Consider the following 15,176-nt stretch of genomic DNA (forward strand, 5'->3'; position numbering starts at 1 on the left):
TTGGGGCGACAATCGGGCAAGGCGTCTGGGCATGGACCCCTCCTTGTCGAACGTCCTTTCCAGCGCCGAGGTTCAGGCTTTCGCCTCGGGCTTCCCGGTCATGGTGATGCACCTGATCGTGACCCTGCTGCTGCTCGCGGCGGGGGCGACGGTCTATGCCTTGCTGACGCCGTGGAAGGAGGTCGCCCTGATCCGTCAGGGCAATGTCGCCGCCGCCATCGCCTTCGCCGGCATTCTGGTGGGGTTGGCGGTGCCGCTGGCGGTGTCGCTGGCGGTGTCGACCTCGGTGCGCGACATCGCCATCTGGGGCGTGGCGACCGTGGTGCTGCAGCTTCTGGCCTTTCGGGTCGTGGACCTGCTGCTGACGGGCCTGCCGGAGCGGATCCGCCATGGCGAGATCTCGGCGGCGGTGGTGCTGCTTGGCGCCAAACTGGCGACGGCCGTCATCCTGTCCGCCGCGCTGACCGGCTGATCGGCCGGAGCGATGCAGTTTCCCCGCCTGCCGGACTGGGCCATCTATGGAGCGGTGGCGGCCGTGTTTCTGGCGGTGTCCCTGGGGCGACGCGAGAACGCCGATGTACCGCCGGTCGCGGAGGCGGGAGCCGATGTGGCCGAGGGCGCGCTGTTGGGCCCCATCACCCCCTTTGACGCCGCCGTAACCGTCGATGCGGGCGAGGCGCCGTTCAAGCCGTCGTCGGGCACGGCCTTCTCCATCGCAGGACGGGGGCGCTGGGTGACGGCGCGCCATGTCGTCGAGGGGTGCCGCAAGCCGGCGTTGGTGGTCGGCGAGGGACGGGCGGTCGCGGCCGACGTCCGTCTGGCGCCGCGCGCCGACGTCGCCTTGCTGATCACCGACGGCGGTCCCGCCGCACTGCCGGTCGCGGTCGAGGCGCCGCTGCGCAAGGGTCAGCGCGCCTTCCATCCGGGCTTTCCTCAAGGGCGTCCCGGCGAGGTGACGTCACGCCTGCTGGGGCGCGAGACCTTGAAGGTCTTCGGGCGCGGGGCGCGCGACGAGCCGGTGCTGTCCTGGGCCGAGGTCGGGCGCACCAATGGGCTTGAGGGCACTTTGTCGGGCCTGTCCGGCGCGCCGGCCCTGGATGCGCAGGGCCGCGTCGTGGGCGTCACCATCGCCGAGGCGCCGAGGCGGGGCCGGATCTATACGACGGCGCCGGAGACCTTCGGGCCGGCCATTCGCGGCCAACAGACGCCGGCCGACGACGCGCGCGGCCAGACCATCACGACCGAGGATTACGGCCAGGTGTCCAACCGGCTGAGACGCGACCTGCGCGTGGCCCAGGTGGTGTGCCTGTCGGTCTAGCGGACGGAAATTGCACGCGGCGAAAAAGGTGCAATGGCGTGCAATTCGGCGCGAAGAGGCGGAAATCTCAGGGATAAATCTGCGCTCGAATTGAACGCGTGCAATTGTCGAGGCCGGTAGGGCCCGGCTCTGAGATTCAAGGTCGCGGGAGGGACAGATCGCGATGTCAAAGATCGGGGATGGATCATATCCCCGTTCGACGCCTGTATGGATGATTGTCGACGGCGTCCCGAAAGTCCCTGAAAAGAGACGACTTCGGTTCTGAACATAGGACGGCTGGCGGCCGATCCCCCTCCTTCGCCGCAAGGGAAGGAGGGGGCTTGCCGATCCGGCCTTACTTCAGCGAGCCGGTGTTCAGGTTCAGGGCGCCCGCCTCGATGACTTCGAGGTTCGGATGTTTGGCGCGCAGATCGTCCAGGAACTTCGAGCCGTCGCCGACGATGACCAGGCTGGCACGGTTGACCGGCAGGTGTTCGGCGAAGGCGGCCTCGACCTGTTTCGGCGTGACGGCGCGGACCCGGCCGGCGTAGTCGGCGAGGTCGCTCATCGGCAGATCATAGAGCGCCAGGTTGGCGACCAAAGCGCCCAGGCCGTCCACCGTCTCCAGCGAGCGGCCGAAGCCGCCGATCAGGGTGGCGCGGCGCGGGGCCAGATCGGCCTGGGTCGGGGTCTCGGTTCCCAGCTTGGCGATCTCAGCCAGGATCAGATCGGCGACCTCGTCGGCGGTCTCGTTCTTGGTCTGGGTCGAGGCGGTGAACAGGCCCGCATCCGCCCGTGCGCCCAGCGACGACGAGGCGCCGTAGGACAGACCGCGCTTGATGCGGATCTCCTGGTTCAGGCGCGACGAGAAGCCGCCGCCCAGCAGGGTGTTGCCGACCGTCAGCGGGAAGAAGTCCGCATCGGTGCGCGACACGCCGCGAACGGCGGCGACGACCGCGGCCTGACCGGCGCCGGGTTGGTTCACCACGACAATGCGCGGCGCCAGGGGCTGACCGGCCGGATTGGTCGCAGCGGCCGGGGCCGCGCCGGCCGGGCGCCAGTCGCCGAACGCCTGTTGCGCCAGGGCGCGAGCGGCGGCCGGCGTGATGTCGCCCGAGAAGACCAGAGTCGCGTCCGACGGCCGGTAGCGGGCGGCGTGGAAGGCGGCGACGTCGGCCGCCGTGATGGCCGGGACAGTCTGCTGGGTGATCGTCGCGCCATAGGGGGCGTCGCCGTAGATGACGCGGCCGACCGTCATGCCGGCGATGGACGCCGGCTGGCTGAGGGCGACGCGCAGGCCGTCCAAGGTCTGGGCCTGCTGACGTTCAAGCTCTTCGCCGGCGAAGGTCGGGTTCTTCACCAGATCCGCCATCAGGGAAACGGTCGCCGGGAAGGCGTTCGAGGGCGCGTTGGCATAGACGTTCGAGAAATCGACCCCGGCCGATGCGCCCACGCTGGCGCCCAGCTGTTCGATCTGGGTGGCGATTTCGGGCGCGGTCCTGGTCTTGGTGCCCTGGGTCAGAAGCGCGGCGGTCATGGCGGCGACGCCGGCCTTGCCTGTCGGATCATCGGACGAACCGGCGTCGAAGCTGAGGCGGGCCGAAACCAGCGGCACGCCGTCGGTCGGGGCGACCAAGATGCGCAGGCCGTTATCGAGCCGGAAATCGGCGACGGTCGGCGTCACGGGCGCGACCTCGGCGCCCGGCTGGGGCAGAGGCTTGCGCTCCGCCTCGGGCAGGAGGACGGCGGGCGGGCCGGCGGGGGCCAGGTCGGCGACCTTCACGGGGGCGTCCACGTTCATCTTCTGGACCGAGGCGGGGTTCTGGTCGTCGGCGGCCAGGAAGGTGATCGTCGATTGGCGCTGCGGCGTCAGATATTTGCGGGCGACGCGCTGAATGTCGGCGACAGTGACGGCCTGGATCTGAGCGACCTCTTCGTCGGCGGCGGCGGCCGAGCCGGTGTTGATCAGCGAGAAGCCCAGGGCGGTCGCGCGGTCGTCCACCGTCTCGCGGCTGCGCAGGGCATCGGCGACCAGTTCGTTCTTAGCCTCGGCCAGCTCAGCGGCGCTGACGGGCGTGTCGCGCAGCTTGCCGATCTCTTCGTTCAGGGCGGCGATGCCTTCCTCGGCCGTATGGCCCTGGGCCATGATCGCCAGGGCGGACAGATTGCCGGCCTGCTGCGAGAAGTCGGGGGTCGAGCCGATCTGGGCCGCGATCTGCTTGTCATAGACCAGCGAGCGATACAGGCGGCTGGATTCGCCGGTGGACAGGATGCCGTCCAGAACGGTCAGGGCGGCGCGGTCGGCGTCGGCGTATTTCACCGTCGGCCAGGCGACGACGGCGGCCGGCAGCGGCACGTTCGGCGCATAGTAGGTGACGTTGCGCGGGCCCGTCGGCTCGGGCTCGACGACATTGTTGGTCGGGATCGGCGTGGTCGGGTTCTTCAGCGGGCCGAAATACTGATCGACCCAGCGGTCCAGTTGAGCCTGGTCGAAGTTGCCGGCCACGATCAGATAGGCGGCGTCGGGACGATAATAGGTGGCGTGGAAGCGGCGCACGTCCTCCAGAGATGAGGCCTCCAACTCCTCGATCGAGCCGATGCCCGGACGGCGATAGGGGCTGTCCTGGTAGATTGTCTCGGGCACGAACAGACCGAATAGGCGGCCGTAGGGGTTGGCGAGAATCCGCTGGCGGTATTCCTCCTTCACCACGTCGCGCTCGGCGACGAAGGTCGGCTCGTCCACGACCAGCGAACCCATGCGGTCGGCCTCGGCGAACAGCATCCGCTCCAGGTGGTTGGCGGGCACGGTCTCGAAATAGGCGGTGGTGTCGTCGGCGGTGAAGGCGTTGTTGGAGCCGCCCACGTCCTCGGTCAGCCGGTCGAAGGTCTCGGGCGGCAGGTTGGTGGTGGACTTGAACATCAGGTGTTCGAACAGGTGGGCGAAGCCCGAGCGGCCGGCCGGGTCATCCTTGGAGCCCACTTTGTACCAGACCTGGACCGTGACGTTCGAGGTGTCGGCGTCACGCGCCGAATAGACCTCCAGGCCGTTCGCCAGAACGCGCTTGGTGAAGCCCAGCGGCGGCACGGTCACGCCCTGCGGCGCCTGCCCCGTCGATTGAGCGGCGGCCGCAGCGGGCGCGGCGCCCTCTGCGAAGGCGGGGGCGGCGAGGCCGAGAAGGAGGGCCGAGGCGGCAGCTGTGGCGATCAGGCGGGATTTCATGAAGGGCTCCGAAGCCCGGAACGCCGGGCGCCGAGACCGTATCAGCGATTGACCGTCTTGCACCTTACCGAGCTGTAATGAACCGGATAATGCGCGGGTCGTTGATGGACAAACCCCCGACGGCGCTCTATTCGCCAATAGGTCGCATCCCAGCGACCACCCAAGCCGAGGACGCGTGCCGAGACGAGCGAAAGCGACTTCTGTCTCCGACGAAAAGATCGCGGTCTGGGCCTTTGTTCTGCAAAATATGGTTACTCCGCCCGCCGTTCTCTACGGCAGCTGGGCGGCCGCCGGGCTGATCCTGGCGGCCCTCGGGCAGCCGTGGGTGGGGCTGGGGTTCGCCCTCGTCGGCATGGCGTTCGACGCTTGGGCGCAGGGGCGCGTCAGGCGATACCAGAAGGCTGAGGCGCCCGTCGCGGGCTGGCCCCCGCTGCTGATGGCCATCGTGGCGATCCGGTTCGCGCTGGGGGTGTCCGGCCCGCTGATCGCCTGGCTGATGAACCCCCGCGCCGATGTGATGCTGGTGGTGGTGCTGATCCAGGTCTGGTCGATCGGCGTGGCCTTCGTTCAGTTCAGCGCGGCGCCTCGGCTGTTGGCGCTGGCGGCGGCGCCGATCTGCGCGACCGTGCTGGTCGTCATCTATCCCTCGCTGATCGGGCCGCACGGTCTGGCGGTGGCGGCGGCCTTCGTGATGCTGGCGACGATCCTGTTCATCATCTCGCGCGCGACCCACGCCCTGTGGTGCGACCTGTTCGCGGCGGACCAGCGCAACAAGGCGTTGCTGATGGACGTGCAGGCGGCGCATGAGGCGGCCGTGCTGGACCGCGACGCCGCCCGATGCGCGCGTCTGGAGGCGGACGAGGCCAATGCCGCCAAGTCCCGCTTCCTGGCCAATATGAGCCATGAAATCCGCACCCCTCTGAACGGCGTCATCGGCATGGCGCAGATCATGGCGGGCGACGCGCTGGAGGATCGGCAGAAGGCGCGACTGGAGATCCTGGACCGGTCGGCCCACACCCTGCTGGACCTGATCAACCAGATTCTGGACCTGTCGCGGATCGAGGAGGGGCGGCTGGAGATCGTGCCGCAGTCCATCGATGCGGACGCCCTGGTCCACGAAGTCACAGAGACCTTGAGGCCCTTGGCCGAAAGCAAGGGCCTGGCTTTCCACGTCGTGTCGCCGGGCCTGGGCTGGATCAGCGCCGATCCGGTCCGGCTGCGTCAAATCCTGTTCAACCTGCTGTCCAACGCCATCAAGTTCACGGCCGAGGGGCAGGTGGCGCTGGATGTCGCGCCGACGGACGCCGGGGCGGTGTTCCGGGTGTCGGACACCGGGCGGGGCATACCGGCGGACCAGATCGGGCAAATCTTCACGCGCTTCGCCCAGATCGAGGCGGCGGCCGTCGACCGGCGCGACGGGGCCGGGCTGGGCCTGTCGATCGTGGCGACCCTGGTGGAGCTGATGGGCGGCCGGATCGAGGTGGAGAGCGAGGCGGGCGAAGGGGCGACCTTCGTCGTCACGCTGCCGCTGACGCCAGCGCAGCCCGTGCAGGTCGGCGAGGATGCGCCGGGCGCCGAGCCGGAGCGGGCGCTACGGGTGCTGGTCGCCGAGGATCACCCGGTCAATCAGCAGGTGATCCGGGGCCTTCTGGGCCAGGTCGGGATCGAGGTCGAGATCGTCGATGATGGGCTTCAGGCGGTCGAAGCGACTCAAACGCGCGACTGGGACCTGATCCTGATGGATGTGCAGATGCCGCACATGGACGGTCCGACGGCGACCCGGACGATCCGGCAGCGTGAGACCGACCAGGGGCTGGTGCGTACGCCGATCATAGCCCTGACAGCCAATGCGATGGTGGAGCAGGTCGAGAGCTATCTGGCCGCGGGCATGGATGCGGTGGTCAGCAAGCCCATTGATCTGAAACGGCTGCTTACCACCATTTCCGACGTGATGTCCGCCAGGACCTAGTCGCGGAAGACCTGGACGCCGATTTCGCCGGCGGGCGTCAGCCAGGCGTGCTTCATGCCCTGGCTGTTGAAGGGGGCGGCGATGTTTCCGGCGGCGTCCAGGGCGATCATGCCGCCGTCGCCACCCATCTGACCGATCTCGTCGATGACGGCCTGGGTGGCCTCGGCCAGCAACTGGCCGGCGGCGACGCGCAAGGCGACCTGAGCGGAGGCGGCGACGCGGATGAAGTATTCGCCCTGGCCGGTGCATGAGGTCGCGGCGTGGGCGTCGGCCCAGGTTCCAGCGGCGGGGATCGGCGTGTCGCCGACGCGGCCCGGCATCTTGCCGAACACCCCGGCGGTCGAGGTGGCGGCGGCGAGACGGCCCTGGCTGTCCAGCACGCAGGCGCCGACGGTGCCGTGGCTGAGCGTGCCGGGCGGATGGTTGTCCTCGCCCTTGCCGGCGCCGGTGAACCAGGCGGCTTCGTCGGCGATGGGCTCCAGCCCCTGGTCGTGGGCAAACAGGGCCGCGCCGTCGCCCACCAGCATGACGTGGGGGGTGCGATCCATCACCGCGCGGGCGGCGACGACGGGATTGCGGAACCCTTGCAGGGCGGCGACGGCGCCGGCGCGTTTCGTCGATCCGTCCATGATGCTAGCGTCCAACTCATAGGCGCCGGCGAGATTGGGGGATGCGCCCTTGCCGGCGACATAGAGGCCCGAATCTTCCAGCATGACGACGGCGGCGGTGGCGACATCCAGGGCGCTGTCGCCCGCGTCCAGACGAACCTTCATGGCCTCGACCACCTCGCGCATGTGCACGACCTCGGCGTCGTAGTTGCGTTCGCGCCGGGCGCCGGCGCCGCCGTGGAGGATGAGGGCGGTCATATCGTCTTCCTGAGCCTTGTCCTTATCGCCTCTTTCAAACGGGCGTGGCGCTCTTTAGCGTCGCGATGAAGGCCGCGCCATGACGGTCGCCACCCAATTGCGAAACGGCCTCAAGCAGCGCGAAGCGCGGTAGGCCAAATAACAACGGCCTCAAGTAGCGCGAAGCGCGGTAGGCCCAAGGAGGAATGATGCGCGCTGTTTTGTCCAAGACGCCTGGCGGCCCTGAAACCCTGGTCGTGGAAGACGTGCTCGACCCGACGCCCAAGGCGGGCGAGGTGATCATCGAGGTCAAGGCGGTGGGTATCAACTATCCCGACACCCTGATCATCGAGGACAAATATCAGTTCCGGCCCGAGCGGCCGTTCTCGCCGGGCGCCGAGGTCGCGGGCGTGGTCGAGGCGGTGGGCGAGGGCGTCAAGGGCGTACGCAAGGGCGACCGGGTCATCGCCGTGCCGGGCTGGGGCGGACTGGTCGAGCGGCTGGCGGTGCGGGCCGAGACGGTCATCCGCATCCCTGACGCCATGAGCTTCGAAGAGGCGGCGGCCCTGATCATGACCTATGGCACCAGCTACTATGCGTTGAAGGACCGGGCGCAGCTGAAGGCGGGCGAAACCCTCTTGGTGCTGGGCGCGGCCGGGGGCGTCGGCGCCGCCGCCGTCGAACTGGGCAAGGCCATGGGGGCCAAGGTGGTCGCCGCCGCCTCCACCAACGACAAGGTCGAGTTCGCGCTTGAACTGGGCGCCGACAACGGCCTGATCTATCCGTCGGGACCGATGGACAAGGCGGCGCAGAAGGAGCTGTCGGGCGAGTTCAAGCTGGCGACCGGCCGCGATGGCGCGGACGTCGTTTATGATGCGGTCGGCGGGGATTATGCCGATCCGGCGCTGAGGGCCATGGACTGGAACGGGCGCTATCTGGTGGTCGGCTTCCCGGCGGGCATTCCATCCCTGCCGCTAAACCTGACCTTGCTGAAGTCGGTGTCGGTGATCGGGGTCTTCTGGGGCGCGGCGGTGATGCGCGATCCCAAGGCCCACGCCGCCAACATGGGCGAGCTGATGCAGATGTACGCCGACGGCAAGATCAAGCCGCGGGTCTCAAAGACCTTCCCGCTGGAAAAGGCCGGCGAAGCGATCAAAGCCCTGGGCGACCGTCAGGCGCTGGGCAAGATCGTGGTGACGGTCGAGAGCTGAGTTATTTCGCCTTCAGCCGCTGCACCGCGTCCTCGGCCTGGTCGCGGTGGCGGCGTTTGATGTTGGCGCCGACCAGGGCCAGCAGGGCGGTGATGACGGCCGCATCGTCGGTGTAACCGATGCCCGCGAAGATGTCGGGAATGGCGTCCACCGGCATGACGAAATAGGCCAGGCCCGCGAAGATCATGCCCTTGGCCGCCATCGGCGTCTGCGGATCGCGCGCGGCGTACCAGGCGGCCAGGGCCTGGTCCGCAAAGGGGATGCGGGCGGCCGTGCGCTGAATCTTGGGCCAGAAGCCCTTGGCCACGCGGGCCTCGTTGATCTTCACGACCGACGGCACGAGCGCCTTTTTCGGGTCCAGGACATCCGACGGATCGGCGGGTTTGGCTTTGGCGGTCATGGCCGCTAAATCCTCAAACGAAACTCAGGTTCACGACAATATAGGAACGATCAGGATGAAACTCGACAACACCATCGCCGCAGTGGTCACCGGCGGCGCCTCGGGCCTGGGCGAAGGCACCGCGCGCGCCATCGCGGCGACGGGGGCCAAGGTCGCCCTGTTTGATCTGAACGCCGAACGCGGCGAGGAAATCGCGAAAGAGATCGGCGGCGTCTTCTGCCAGGTGGACGTGACCGATGACGCCTCGGTCGCCGCCGCCTTCGAAAAGGCCCGCGCCGCCCATGGCCAGGAGCGTCTGACCGTCAACTGCGCCGGCATCGCCACGGGCCAGAAGACCGTCTCGCGCAAGAAGGACACCGGCGAGATCAAGGCCCACGACATGGCCCAGTTCGAGCGCACCGTGCGGGTCAACCTGTTCGGCACCTTCCGCGTTTTGTCGCAGTCGGCGGCGGGCATGGTGACGCTGGAGCCGATGGCGGACGGCGAGCGCGGCCTGATCGTCAACACCGCCTCGGTGGCGGCGCAGGACGGCCAGATCGGCCAGGCGGCCTATTCGGCGTCCAAGGGCGGCGTCTATGCGATGACCCTGCCGATCGCGCGCGATCTGGCTCAGGAAGGGGTGCGCTGCAACACCATCCTGCCCGGCATCATGTGGACGCCGATGATGGCCGGCATGGACCAGAAGATCCAGGACGCCCTGGCCGCCGCCATCCCCTTCCCCAGCCGTCTGGGCACGCCGGCCGACTATGCGTCGCTGGTGCTGGAGCTGGCTCGAAACGTCTACATCAACGGTGAATGCATCCGTCTGGACGGCGCCATTCGTCTGGCGCCGCGCTGAGGCGCGGGGGGCGTGAGCGGGACTTGATCGCTTTTTGCAAATTCTCTCTTGCAGGACCGATCAACCCTCCGCTATACGCCCCCTCCTCGACGGGGAGCGCACCTAGCTCCTACGGAGTGCGGGCGTAGCTCAGTGGTAGAGCACAACCTTGCCAAGGTTGGGGTCGAGAGTTCGAATCTCTTCGCCCGCTCCAAGTCGAGACGAATAAAATCAGGGGCCTGTCGGTTGCGGCAGGCCCCGATTTTTTTGACCGCTGCCTGAGATGTTTTCAGATCAGTCCGGCGACGAGCGTCAGCGCGCCCAGGCCGATCGACAGCGGCGCGCGCAGCGCGAGCCAGCCCTCGGGCGTCAGACCGGCCGCCTTCAGCTTCAGATCGATCAGGACGCTGGCGGCGATGAAGACGCCCAGCAGGACAAGCGGCACGGCCGGATCGGAACCCGCCGCCCAGACGACGCTGGTCGCCAGCGCGAGAAGCGAGGGCGCCACCGAGGCGATCCAGACCCATTTGGGCGCCTTCAGGCCCGTCGCAGCCGCCAGTCCCCACCAGACGCCGCCCAAGAAGCTGACGATCAGGGCGGCGTAGGCATAGGCCAGGCCGAGCGCGGCGGTCTGCTGGTCCGCGTCGCCTGCAAGAAGCACGACAACCGCCGCCGCCTGGGGCAGCAGGCCGGCGAAACCCAGGACGCGGGCGAGCGGCGGCAAGCGATGTCGGCCGGTGGGTTCAATCGTCATCGGACACCTGTCGAGGCGGGTTGCGATCCAGACTGTAGAGGACGCCCGTATAGGATGGCGAGCCCGTTCGCCGTCGCCGAGAGCCTTCGATCGTCATGACACCCTTGCTTGTCTGGTACGATGGCGGCTGTCCCCTATGCCGACGCGAGATCGCCCTGATGCGTCGGCTGGATCGACGCGGCGCGATCCGCTTCGTCGATGTGTCGGATGGTCAGACAAGCTGCCCGCTGGATCGCGAGACGCTGCTGGCGCGATTCCACGCAACGGAGAACGGCAGGCTGCTGTCGGGCGCGGCGGCCTTTGCGGCGATGTGGCGGGCCATACCGCTGTTGCGCACGCTGGGTCTGGCCGCACGCATCCCCTGGGTTCTTGCGGCGTTGGAGGGTGGGTATCGGGTGTTTCTGCGCCTGCGTCCTCGACTTCAGTCTCTCGCTCGCAAATGGGCCCGGTGATGGAATTAACGCATGTCCGTGCTTAGGCTGGTGCTGGGCGATCAGCTGTCGGACGACCTGTCTGCGCTGAAGGATCTGAACCCGGACGTCGACACGGTTCTGATGGCCGAGGTTCGCGACGAGGCGACCTATGTCCGGCATCACAAGCAGAAGCTGGCGTTGGTCTTCGCCGCCATGCGCAATCACGCCGAGCGGCTGAAGGGGCGGGGCGTCAAGGTGCGCTATGTGCGCATCGACGACGCGAACAACAGCGGCTCGATCACCGGCGAACTGGCCCGGGCGCTGGACGACGGCGCCCATGAGGCGGTGGTGATGACCGAATGCGGCGAGTGGCGGCTGGCCGAGCATCTGGCCGCCTTTGCGGAAGGGGCGGGGCTGCCGGTCGAGATTCGCGAGGATCGCCGCTTCATCAGCAGCCACGACCGTTTTCGCCGCTGGGCCTCGGGCAAGTCGCAGCTGCGCATGGAGTTCTTCTATCGCGAGATGCGCCGCGCGACGGGCATTCTGATGGACGGCGATCAGCCGGAGGGCGGGCGCTGGAACTATGACGCCGAGAACCGCAAGAAGCTGGCCAAGGGCGTGACGCCGCCCGATCGCCTGCGCATCCCGCCCAACGCCGTGGCGCGCGAGACGATGGCGGATGTCGAGCGGCTGTTCGGCGACCATTTCGGATCGCTGGACGGGTTCGGCTGGGCCACGACGGCGGAGGAGGCGGAGGCCTCGCTGAAGCACTTCCTGAAAGATGTCGTGCCGTCGTTCGGGGACTGGCAGGATGCGATGGCGGAGGGGCAGCCGTGGATGTGGCACGGGCTGATCTCGACCTCGATCAACCTGGGCCTGCTGGACCCGCTGGACGTCTGCAAGCGCGCCGAGGCGGTCTATCGGGCGGGCAAGGCGCCCCTGAACGCGGTCGAAGGCTTCATCCGGCAAATCCTGGGATGGCGCGAGTTCGTGCGCGGCATCTACTGGCTGAAGGCGCCGGAGTATCGAGCGCGCAACTTCCTGGATGCGGACCGCAAGCTACCCTGGTTCTACTGGTCCGGTGAGACCGACATGGCCTGTGTCGCCGACGTGGTGAAGACCACGCGCGACAACGCCTACGCCCACCATATCCAGCGGCTGATGGTGACCGGCAATCTGGCCTTGCTGCTGGGCGTGCATCCCGATCAGGTCGATGACTGGTACATGTGCGTCTATGCCGACGCCTATGAATGGGTCGAAATGCCCAATACGCGCGGCATGGCCCTGTTCGCCGATGGCGGCATCGTCGGGTCCAAACCCTATGCGGCCTCGGGGGCCTATATCGATCGGATGAGCGACTACTGCGGGGCGTGTCGCTATGACGTGAAGAGCAAGAGCGGCGACGCGGCCTGTCCGTTCAACCGGCTGTACTGGGGCTTTCTGGAGCGCAATCGCGGCCGGCTGCGGGACAATGTGCGGCTGGCCATGCCCTACCGCACGCTGGAGAAGTTCGGAGAGGCCAAGCGCAAGGCCCTGGCGGCCGAGGCGGAGGCGTGCCGGACCCTATTGGGCGCGACGCCGATCGATTGACGGTGGAACCCCAGGCCCAGCGCGACCATTTGCCTTGCTGTTTCGTCCTGCTCCAAGAGGCCGCTCCGTGACCCTGCCCCGCCGTTCCGCCCTTGTCCTGGCCGCCGCCGTCGCGGCCTCGGCCCTGTCCGCCTGCGCCTATAACGAAGTCCTGGGCCGCAATCAGTTGCTGCTGGTGGACAACGCCGCCCTGTCGCAGCAATCGACGGCGGCCTGGCGCGAGGCCATCGCCAAGCCCGGCGTGATGACGACCGGCGCCCAGGTCGACCGGATCCGGCGCGTCGGCGACCGTCTGGTCCAGGCGGCGGGTCTGGGCGGTCGGACCTGGGACTATGCGGTGTTCACGGAGGCCAGCCCCAACGCCTTCGTCCTGCCGTCCGGCCAGATCGGCGTGACGACCAGCCTGTTGGCCCTGGTCCAGAACGACGACCAGCTGGCCAGCGTGATCGGTCACGAAATCGGGCACGTCGTCGCCAACCATGCGGCCGAGCGCGCCTCGAACCAGACGGTGACCAGCGTCGGTCTGGCGGCCGTCGGCGGGGCGGCGGGTCGATACGGGGATGCGGTCAATGCCTATGGCGGTCTGGCCGCCCAATACGGGCTTCTGCTGCCCTATTCGCGGCGCGACGAGCTGGAGGCCGACCGCCTGGGCGTGGACTATATGGCCGGAGCCGGTTTCAAGCCTTCGGAAGCGGTGGCGCTATGGCGATTGATGGCGGCGCAGCGTCAGACCCAGACGCCGCAGTTCGCCTCGACCCACCCGTCGGACGCGACCCGGATCGAGGCGTTGCAGCAGTATATCGCCAGCCGCGGCTGGAACTGATCAGACCCGGATGTCGAGGTAGGAGCCGGGACGCATGATCCGCGGCTCCTCGCGCTGGGCCGGGGCGGGGGGCGCCTCGACCGGCCGGGCCGGGTTGGCAGTTCGGATCGTGGACATGACAGCGGCGGCCGGGACCGGCGGCTTCGGTGCCGCAGTCTGATCCACCGCATTCTGGTTCAGGGCAGCGCGGAAGAAGGCCGCCTGGGCGCTGCGGGCGCTCGGCAGATCAAGACCCTGGGCGGGCGTGTTCAGCGGCAGGCCGGGACGAATCGCGCTCATGCCGACATGGTTAACGGAAACCCTCGAAAAAGGGTTAACGCAGCCTCACCGCCTGGTCGGCGCGGGACGGGGCGGGGCCTGCATGGAGGCGACCAGTCGGTCGATGTCGGCGTCGTCCAGCAGGGGGCCGGACTGTTTGGCGGTGATGCGGCCCATGGCGTCGACGGCGAAGGTCTCGGGCACGCCGGAGATCCCGAGGTCTAGGCCCGCGCGACCTTCGCGGTCGACCAGCACCATGGAATAAGGATCGCCCAGTTCGTCGAGGAAGGCGCGAGTGGCGACCGGCTCATCCTTGTAGGCGATGCCGACCACGGCGACGCCGCGCGCCTTCAGCGCCAGCAGCTTGGGATGTTCGATCCGGCACGGCGCGCACCAGGAGGCGAACACATTGACCAGCATGGGCCGGCCGACGCCTGCGGTCTTCAGGTCCAGATTGCCAGGTCCCGCCTGATCGCCCGACAGCAGGGGCAGGACCGTCTCGGGGATGGTCTGGCCGACCAAGGCGTCGGGCTTAAACGCCGGATCGCGCTTCAGCGACCAGCCGACGAACAGGGCCGCCAGCGCCGCGAGGACCGCCAGCGGGATCAGAGCCAGCCAGCGGTTCATTTTTGTTGTCCTACCGCGCTTCGCGCTACTTGAGGACGGGTTGAGTCTGCCGCTTCTGACGAGAGAGCTTGGTCTGCTTCCAGCCGGGCCAGTTCGCGCTTCCATTTGCGGGAGACGACGACGGCGCGGATGGTCAGGACGATCAGCACCAGGGCGCTAACGCCCCAGGCGGGCCAGACGAAGGCGGCGTAGGGGGTCATGTCGAGGTCGAGCATAGCGTCAGGCCTCCTGAGCCAGACGGGCGCGCAGGGTCATGACGCGGCGGCGGCGGATTTCGGTGCGGATGGCGGTCAGCCACAGGGCGAGGAACAGAACCCCGTAGGCCGCCAGCATGGTCAGAAAGGGCGGCAGATAGACGGGGTCCAGCCCCGACGATCCGGGGGTCAGGAAGCTGGCGGGCTGATGCAGGGTGTTCCACCAGTCGACCGAGAATTTCACGATCGGCAGATTGATCAGGCCGACCAGGCCCAGGACGGCAGCGGCGCGTCCGGCCTTTTGCTCGTCGTCGATCGAGGCTCTCAGCGCGATATAGCCGAGGTAGAAGAGAAACAGCACCAGAACGCTGGTCAGGCGCGCGTCCCACACCCACCAGGTCCCCCACATCGGCTGACCCCACAGCGAGCCGGTGAATAAGGCGAGCGCCGTGAAGGCGGCGCCCGGCAGGGCGGCGGCGCGGGCGGCGGCGTCGGCCAGGGCGTGGCGGAAGACCAGCGCAAAAAAGCTGGATACGCCCAGCGCCGCATAGGCGCCCAGGCCCAGGGTGGCGGCAGGCACGTGGACGAACATGATCCGCACCGTGTCGCCCTGCTGATAATCGGCCGGAACGGTGAAGCTGAGCCAGGCGCCGACGCCCAGCAGCACGGCGGCGAGCCCCCACAGAACGGGCGTCAACGGGCCGGTGAAGGCCATGAAGCGCTGCGGATTGGACAGGCCGAACATCGGTTCAGCGCTT

Annotated in this window: 16 protein-coding genes and 1 tRNA gene; 9 read left to right on the forward strand and 8 right to left on the reverse strand. The window is 68.1% G+C overall.

Translation table 11 applies throughout. From position 1 onward, the window contains the following. Window positions 1-31 precede the first annotated feature (31 nt). On the forward strand, window positions 32-472 hold the full coding sequence (locus KAK88_RS02450) for a DUF350 domain-containing protein (RefSeq protein WP_091751531.1): 441 nt from the start codon (window positions 32-34) through the stop codon (window positions 470-472). Between the two features lie 12 nt (window positions 473-484). Next, window positions 485-1,318 carry a S1 family peptidase gene (locus KAK88_RS02455; RefSeq protein ID WP_242077738.1) on the forward strand — a complete coding sequence of 278 codons (834 nt, stop codon included), beginning with the start codon at window positions 485-487 and terminating at the stop codon, window positions 1,316-1,318. A 334-nt stretch (window positions 1,319-1,652) separates the two neighbouring features. On the opposite strand, the gene KAK88_RS02460 is transcribed toward KAK88_RS02455, so the two are convergent. Next, on the reverse strand, window positions 1,653-4,517 hold the full coding sequence (locus tag KAK88_RS02460) for a M16 family metallopeptidase (RefSeq protein ID WP_242077739.1): 2,865 nt from the start codon (window positions 4,515-4,517) through the stop codon (window positions 1,653-1,655). A 247-nt stretch (window positions 4,518-4,764) separates the two neighbouring features. On the opposite strand from KAK88_RS02460, the gene KAK88_RS02465 reads away from it, so the two are divergent. Next, window positions 4,765-6,486: an ATP-binding protein gene (locus KAK88_RS02465; protein ID WP_242077740.1), complete on the forward strand. Its 1,722-nt coding sequence runs from the start codon at window positions 4,765-4,767 to the stop codon at window positions 6,484-6,486. Here KAK88_RS02465 and KAK88_RS02470 read toward each other — a convergent pair. Continuing rightward, on the reverse strand, window positions 6,483-7,352 hold the full coding sequence (locus tag KAK88_RS02470) for an isoaspartyl peptidase/L-asparaginase family protein (protein ID WP_242077741.1): 870 nt from the start codon (window positions 7,350-7,352) through the stop codon (window positions 6,483-6,485). The two genes, KAK88_RS02465 and KAK88_RS02470, sit on opposite strands and share 4 nt — an antisense overlap. Before the next feature lie 188 nt (window positions 7,353-7,540). Between KAK88_RS02470 and KAK88_RS02475 the strand changes: the two genes are divergently transcribed. Continuing rightward, a complete protein-coding gene (locus tag KAK88_RS02475) occupies window positions 7,541-8,542 on the forward strand; it encodes an NADPH:quinone oxidoreductase family protein (RefSeq protein ID WP_242077742.1) in 1,002 nt (333 codons plus the stop codon). A gap of 1 nt (window position 8,543) precedes the next feature. Here KAK88_RS02475 and KAK88_RS02480 read toward each other — a convergent pair whose 3' ends face one another. Next, entirely contained in the window at window positions 8,544-8,942 is a 399-nt protein-coding gene (locus KAK88_RS02480) for a YkvA family protein (protein ID WP_055754271.1), read from the reverse strand. A gap of 55 nt (window positions 8,943-8,997) precedes the next feature. On the opposite strand from KAK88_RS02480, the gene KAK88_RS02485 reads away from it, so the two are divergent. Both KAK88_RS02485 and KAK88_RS02490 read left to right on the forward strand, forming a co-directional pair. After that, window positions 8,998-9,780: an SDR family NAD(P)-dependent oxidoreductase gene (locus KAK88_RS02485; protein WP_055754272.1), complete on the forward strand. Its 783-nt coding sequence runs from the start codon at window positions 8,998-9,000 to the stop codon at window positions 9,778-9,780. A 118-nt stretch (window positions 9,781-9,898) separates the two neighbouring features. Next, a tRNA-Gly gene (locus tag KAK88_RS02490) sits at window positions 9,899-9,973 on the forward strand. Window positions 9,974-10,048: 75 nt separating this feature from the next. Here KAK88_RS02490 and KAK88_RS02495 read toward each other — a convergent pair. Further along, the gene (locus tag KAK88_RS02495) at window positions 10,049-10,513 is read right to left on the reverse strand and encodes a DUF3429 domain-containing protein (protein ID WP_242077743.1); all 465 of its coding nucleotides are present in this window, start codon (window positions 10,511-10,513) and stop codon (window positions 10,049-10,051) included. A gap of 95 nt (window positions 10,514-10,608) precedes the next feature. Between KAK88_RS02495 and KAK88_RS02500 the strand changes: the two genes are divergently transcribed. The 3 genes from KAK88_RS02500 to KAK88_RS02510 all read left to right on the forward strand — a co-directional run bounded on the left by KAK88_RS02500 (window position 10,609) and on the right by KAK88_RS02510 (window position 13,339). Next, complete coding sequence (locus tag KAK88_RS02500; RefSeq protein ID WP_242077744.1) at window positions 10,609-10,965, forward strand: thiol-disulfide oxidoreductase DCC family protein; 357 nt, start codon at window positions 10,609-10,611, stop codon at window positions 10,963-10,965. A 12-nt stretch (window positions 10,966-10,977) separates the two neighbouring features. Beyond that, the gene (locus KAK88_RS02505; protein WP_242077745.1) at window positions 10,978-12,516 is read left to right on the forward strand and encodes a cryptochrome/photolyase family protein; all 1,539 of its coding nucleotides are present in this window, start codon (window positions 10,978-10,980) and stop codon (window positions 12,514-12,516) included. A 67-nt stretch (window positions 12,517-12,583) separates the two neighbouring features. Beyond that, the gene (locus KAK88_RS02510) at window positions 12,584-13,339 is read left to right on the forward strand and encodes a M48 family metallopeptidase (RefSeq protein WP_242077746.1); all 756 of its coding nucleotides are present in this window, start codon (window positions 12,584-12,586) and stop codon (window positions 13,337-13,339) included. On the opposite strand, the gene KAK88_RS02515 is transcribed toward KAK88_RS02510, so the two are convergent. From KAK88_RS02515 to KAK88_RS02530, 4 genes are read right to left on the reverse strand one after another with little or no spacing between them, the layout of a single operon-like run. After that, window positions 13,340-13,618: a hypothetical protein gene (locus KAK88_RS02515; protein WP_039243838.1), complete on the reverse strand. Its 279-nt coding sequence runs from the start codon at window positions 13,616-13,618 to the stop codon at window positions 13,340-13,342. 45 nt (window positions 13,619-13,663) lie between these two features. After that, complete coding sequence (locus KAK88_RS02520; protein WP_199060160.1) at window positions 13,664-14,224, reverse strand: DsbE family thiol:disulfide interchange protein; 561 nt, start codon at window positions 14,222-14,224, stop codon at window positions 13,664-13,666. Next, window positions 14,221-14,439: a heme exporter protein CcmD gene (gene ccmD / locus KAK88_RS02525; protein ID WP_242077747.1), complete on the reverse strand. Its 219-nt coding sequence runs from the start codon at window positions 14,437-14,439 to the stop codon at window positions 14,221-14,223. Before ccmD ends, KAK88_RS02520 begins: the two co-directional genes overlap by 4 nt. A 4-nt stretch (window positions 14,440-14,443) precedes the next feature. Further along, window positions 14,444-15,163, reverse strand: coding sequence for a heme ABC transporter permease (locus tag KAK88_RS02530; RefSeq protein WP_242077748.1), 720 nt, complete (start codon window positions 15,161-15,163; stop codon window positions 14,444-14,446). Window positions 15,164-15,176: the final 13 nt, after the last annotated feature.

The sequence above is a fragment of the Brevundimonas diminuta genome (assembly GCF_022654015.1).
GTDB classification, from domain to species: domain Bacteria; phylum Pseudomonadota; class Alphaproteobacteria; order Caulobacterales; family Caulobacteraceae; genus Brevundimonas; species Brevundimonas diminuta_C.

What these genes read in the sequence shown, in the direction of transcription:
- KAK88_RS02470 (WP_242077741.1), bottom strand. Translation starts at nt 7,352, where the DNA reads ATGACCGCCCTCATCCTCCACGGCGGCGCCGGCGCCCGGCGCGAACGC.
- KAK88_RS02485 (WP_055754272.1), top strand. Translation starts at nt 8,998, where the DNA reads ATGAAACTCGACAACACCATCGCCGCAGTGGTCACCGGCGGCGCCTCG.
- KAK88_RS02460 (WP_242077739.1), bottom strand. Translation starts at nt 4,517, where the DNA reads ATGAAATCCCGCCTGATCGCCACAGCTGCCGCCTCGGCCCTCCTTCTC.
- KAK88_RS02465 (WP_242077740.1), top strand. Translation starts at nt 4,765, where the DNA reads ATGGTTACTCCGCCCGCCGTTCTCTACGGCAGCTGGGCGGCCGCCGGG.
- KAK88_RS02475 (WP_242077742.1), top strand. Translation starts at nt 7,541, where the DNA reads ATGCGCGCTGTTTTGTCCAAGACGCCTGGCGGCCCTGAAACCCTGGTC.
- KAK88_RS02530 (WP_242077748.1), bottom strand. Translation starts at nt 15,163, where the DNA reads ATGTTCGGCCTGTCCAATCCGCAGCGCTTCATGGCCTTCACCGGCCCG.
- KAK88_RS02455 (WP_242077738.1), top strand. Translation starts at nt 485, where the DNA reads ATGCAGTTTCCCCGCCTGCCGGACTGGGCCATCTATGGAGCGGTGGCG.
- KAK88_RS02450 (WP_091751531.1), top strand. Translation starts at nt 32, where the DNA reads ATGGACCCCTCCTTGTCGAACGTCCTTTCCAGCGCCGAGGTTCAGGCT.
- KAK88_RS02520 (WP_199060160.1), bottom strand. Translation starts at nt 14,224, where the DNA reads ATGAACCGCTGGCTGGCTCTGATCCCGCTGGCGGTCCTCGCGGCGCTG.
- KAK88_RS02495 (WP_242077743.1), bottom strand. Translation starts at nt 10,513, where the DNA reads ATGACGATTGAACCCACCGGCCGACATCGCTTGCCGCCGCTCGCCCGC.
- ccmD (WP_242077747.1), bottom strand. Translation starts at nt 14,439, where the DNA reads ATGCTCGACCTCGACATGACCCCCTACGCCGCCTTCGTCTGGCCCGCC.
- KAK88_RS02500 (WP_242077744.1), top strand. Translation starts at nt 10,609, where the DNA reads ATGACACCCTTGCTTGTCTGGTACGATGGCGGCTGTCCCCTATGCCGA.
- KAK88_RS02505 (WP_242077745.1), top strand. Translation starts at nt 10,978, where the DNA reads ATGTCCGTGCTTAGGCTGGTGCTGGGCGATCAGCTGTCGGACGACCTG.
- KAK88_RS02515 (WP_039243838.1), bottom strand. Translation starts at nt 13,618, where the DNA reads ATGAGCGCGATTCGTCCCGGCCTGCCGCTGAACACGCCCGCCCAGGGT.
- KAK88_RS02480 (WP_055754271.1), bottom strand. Translation starts at nt 8,942, where the DNA reads ATGACCGCCAAAGCCAAACCCGCCGATCCGTCGGATGTCCTGGACCCG.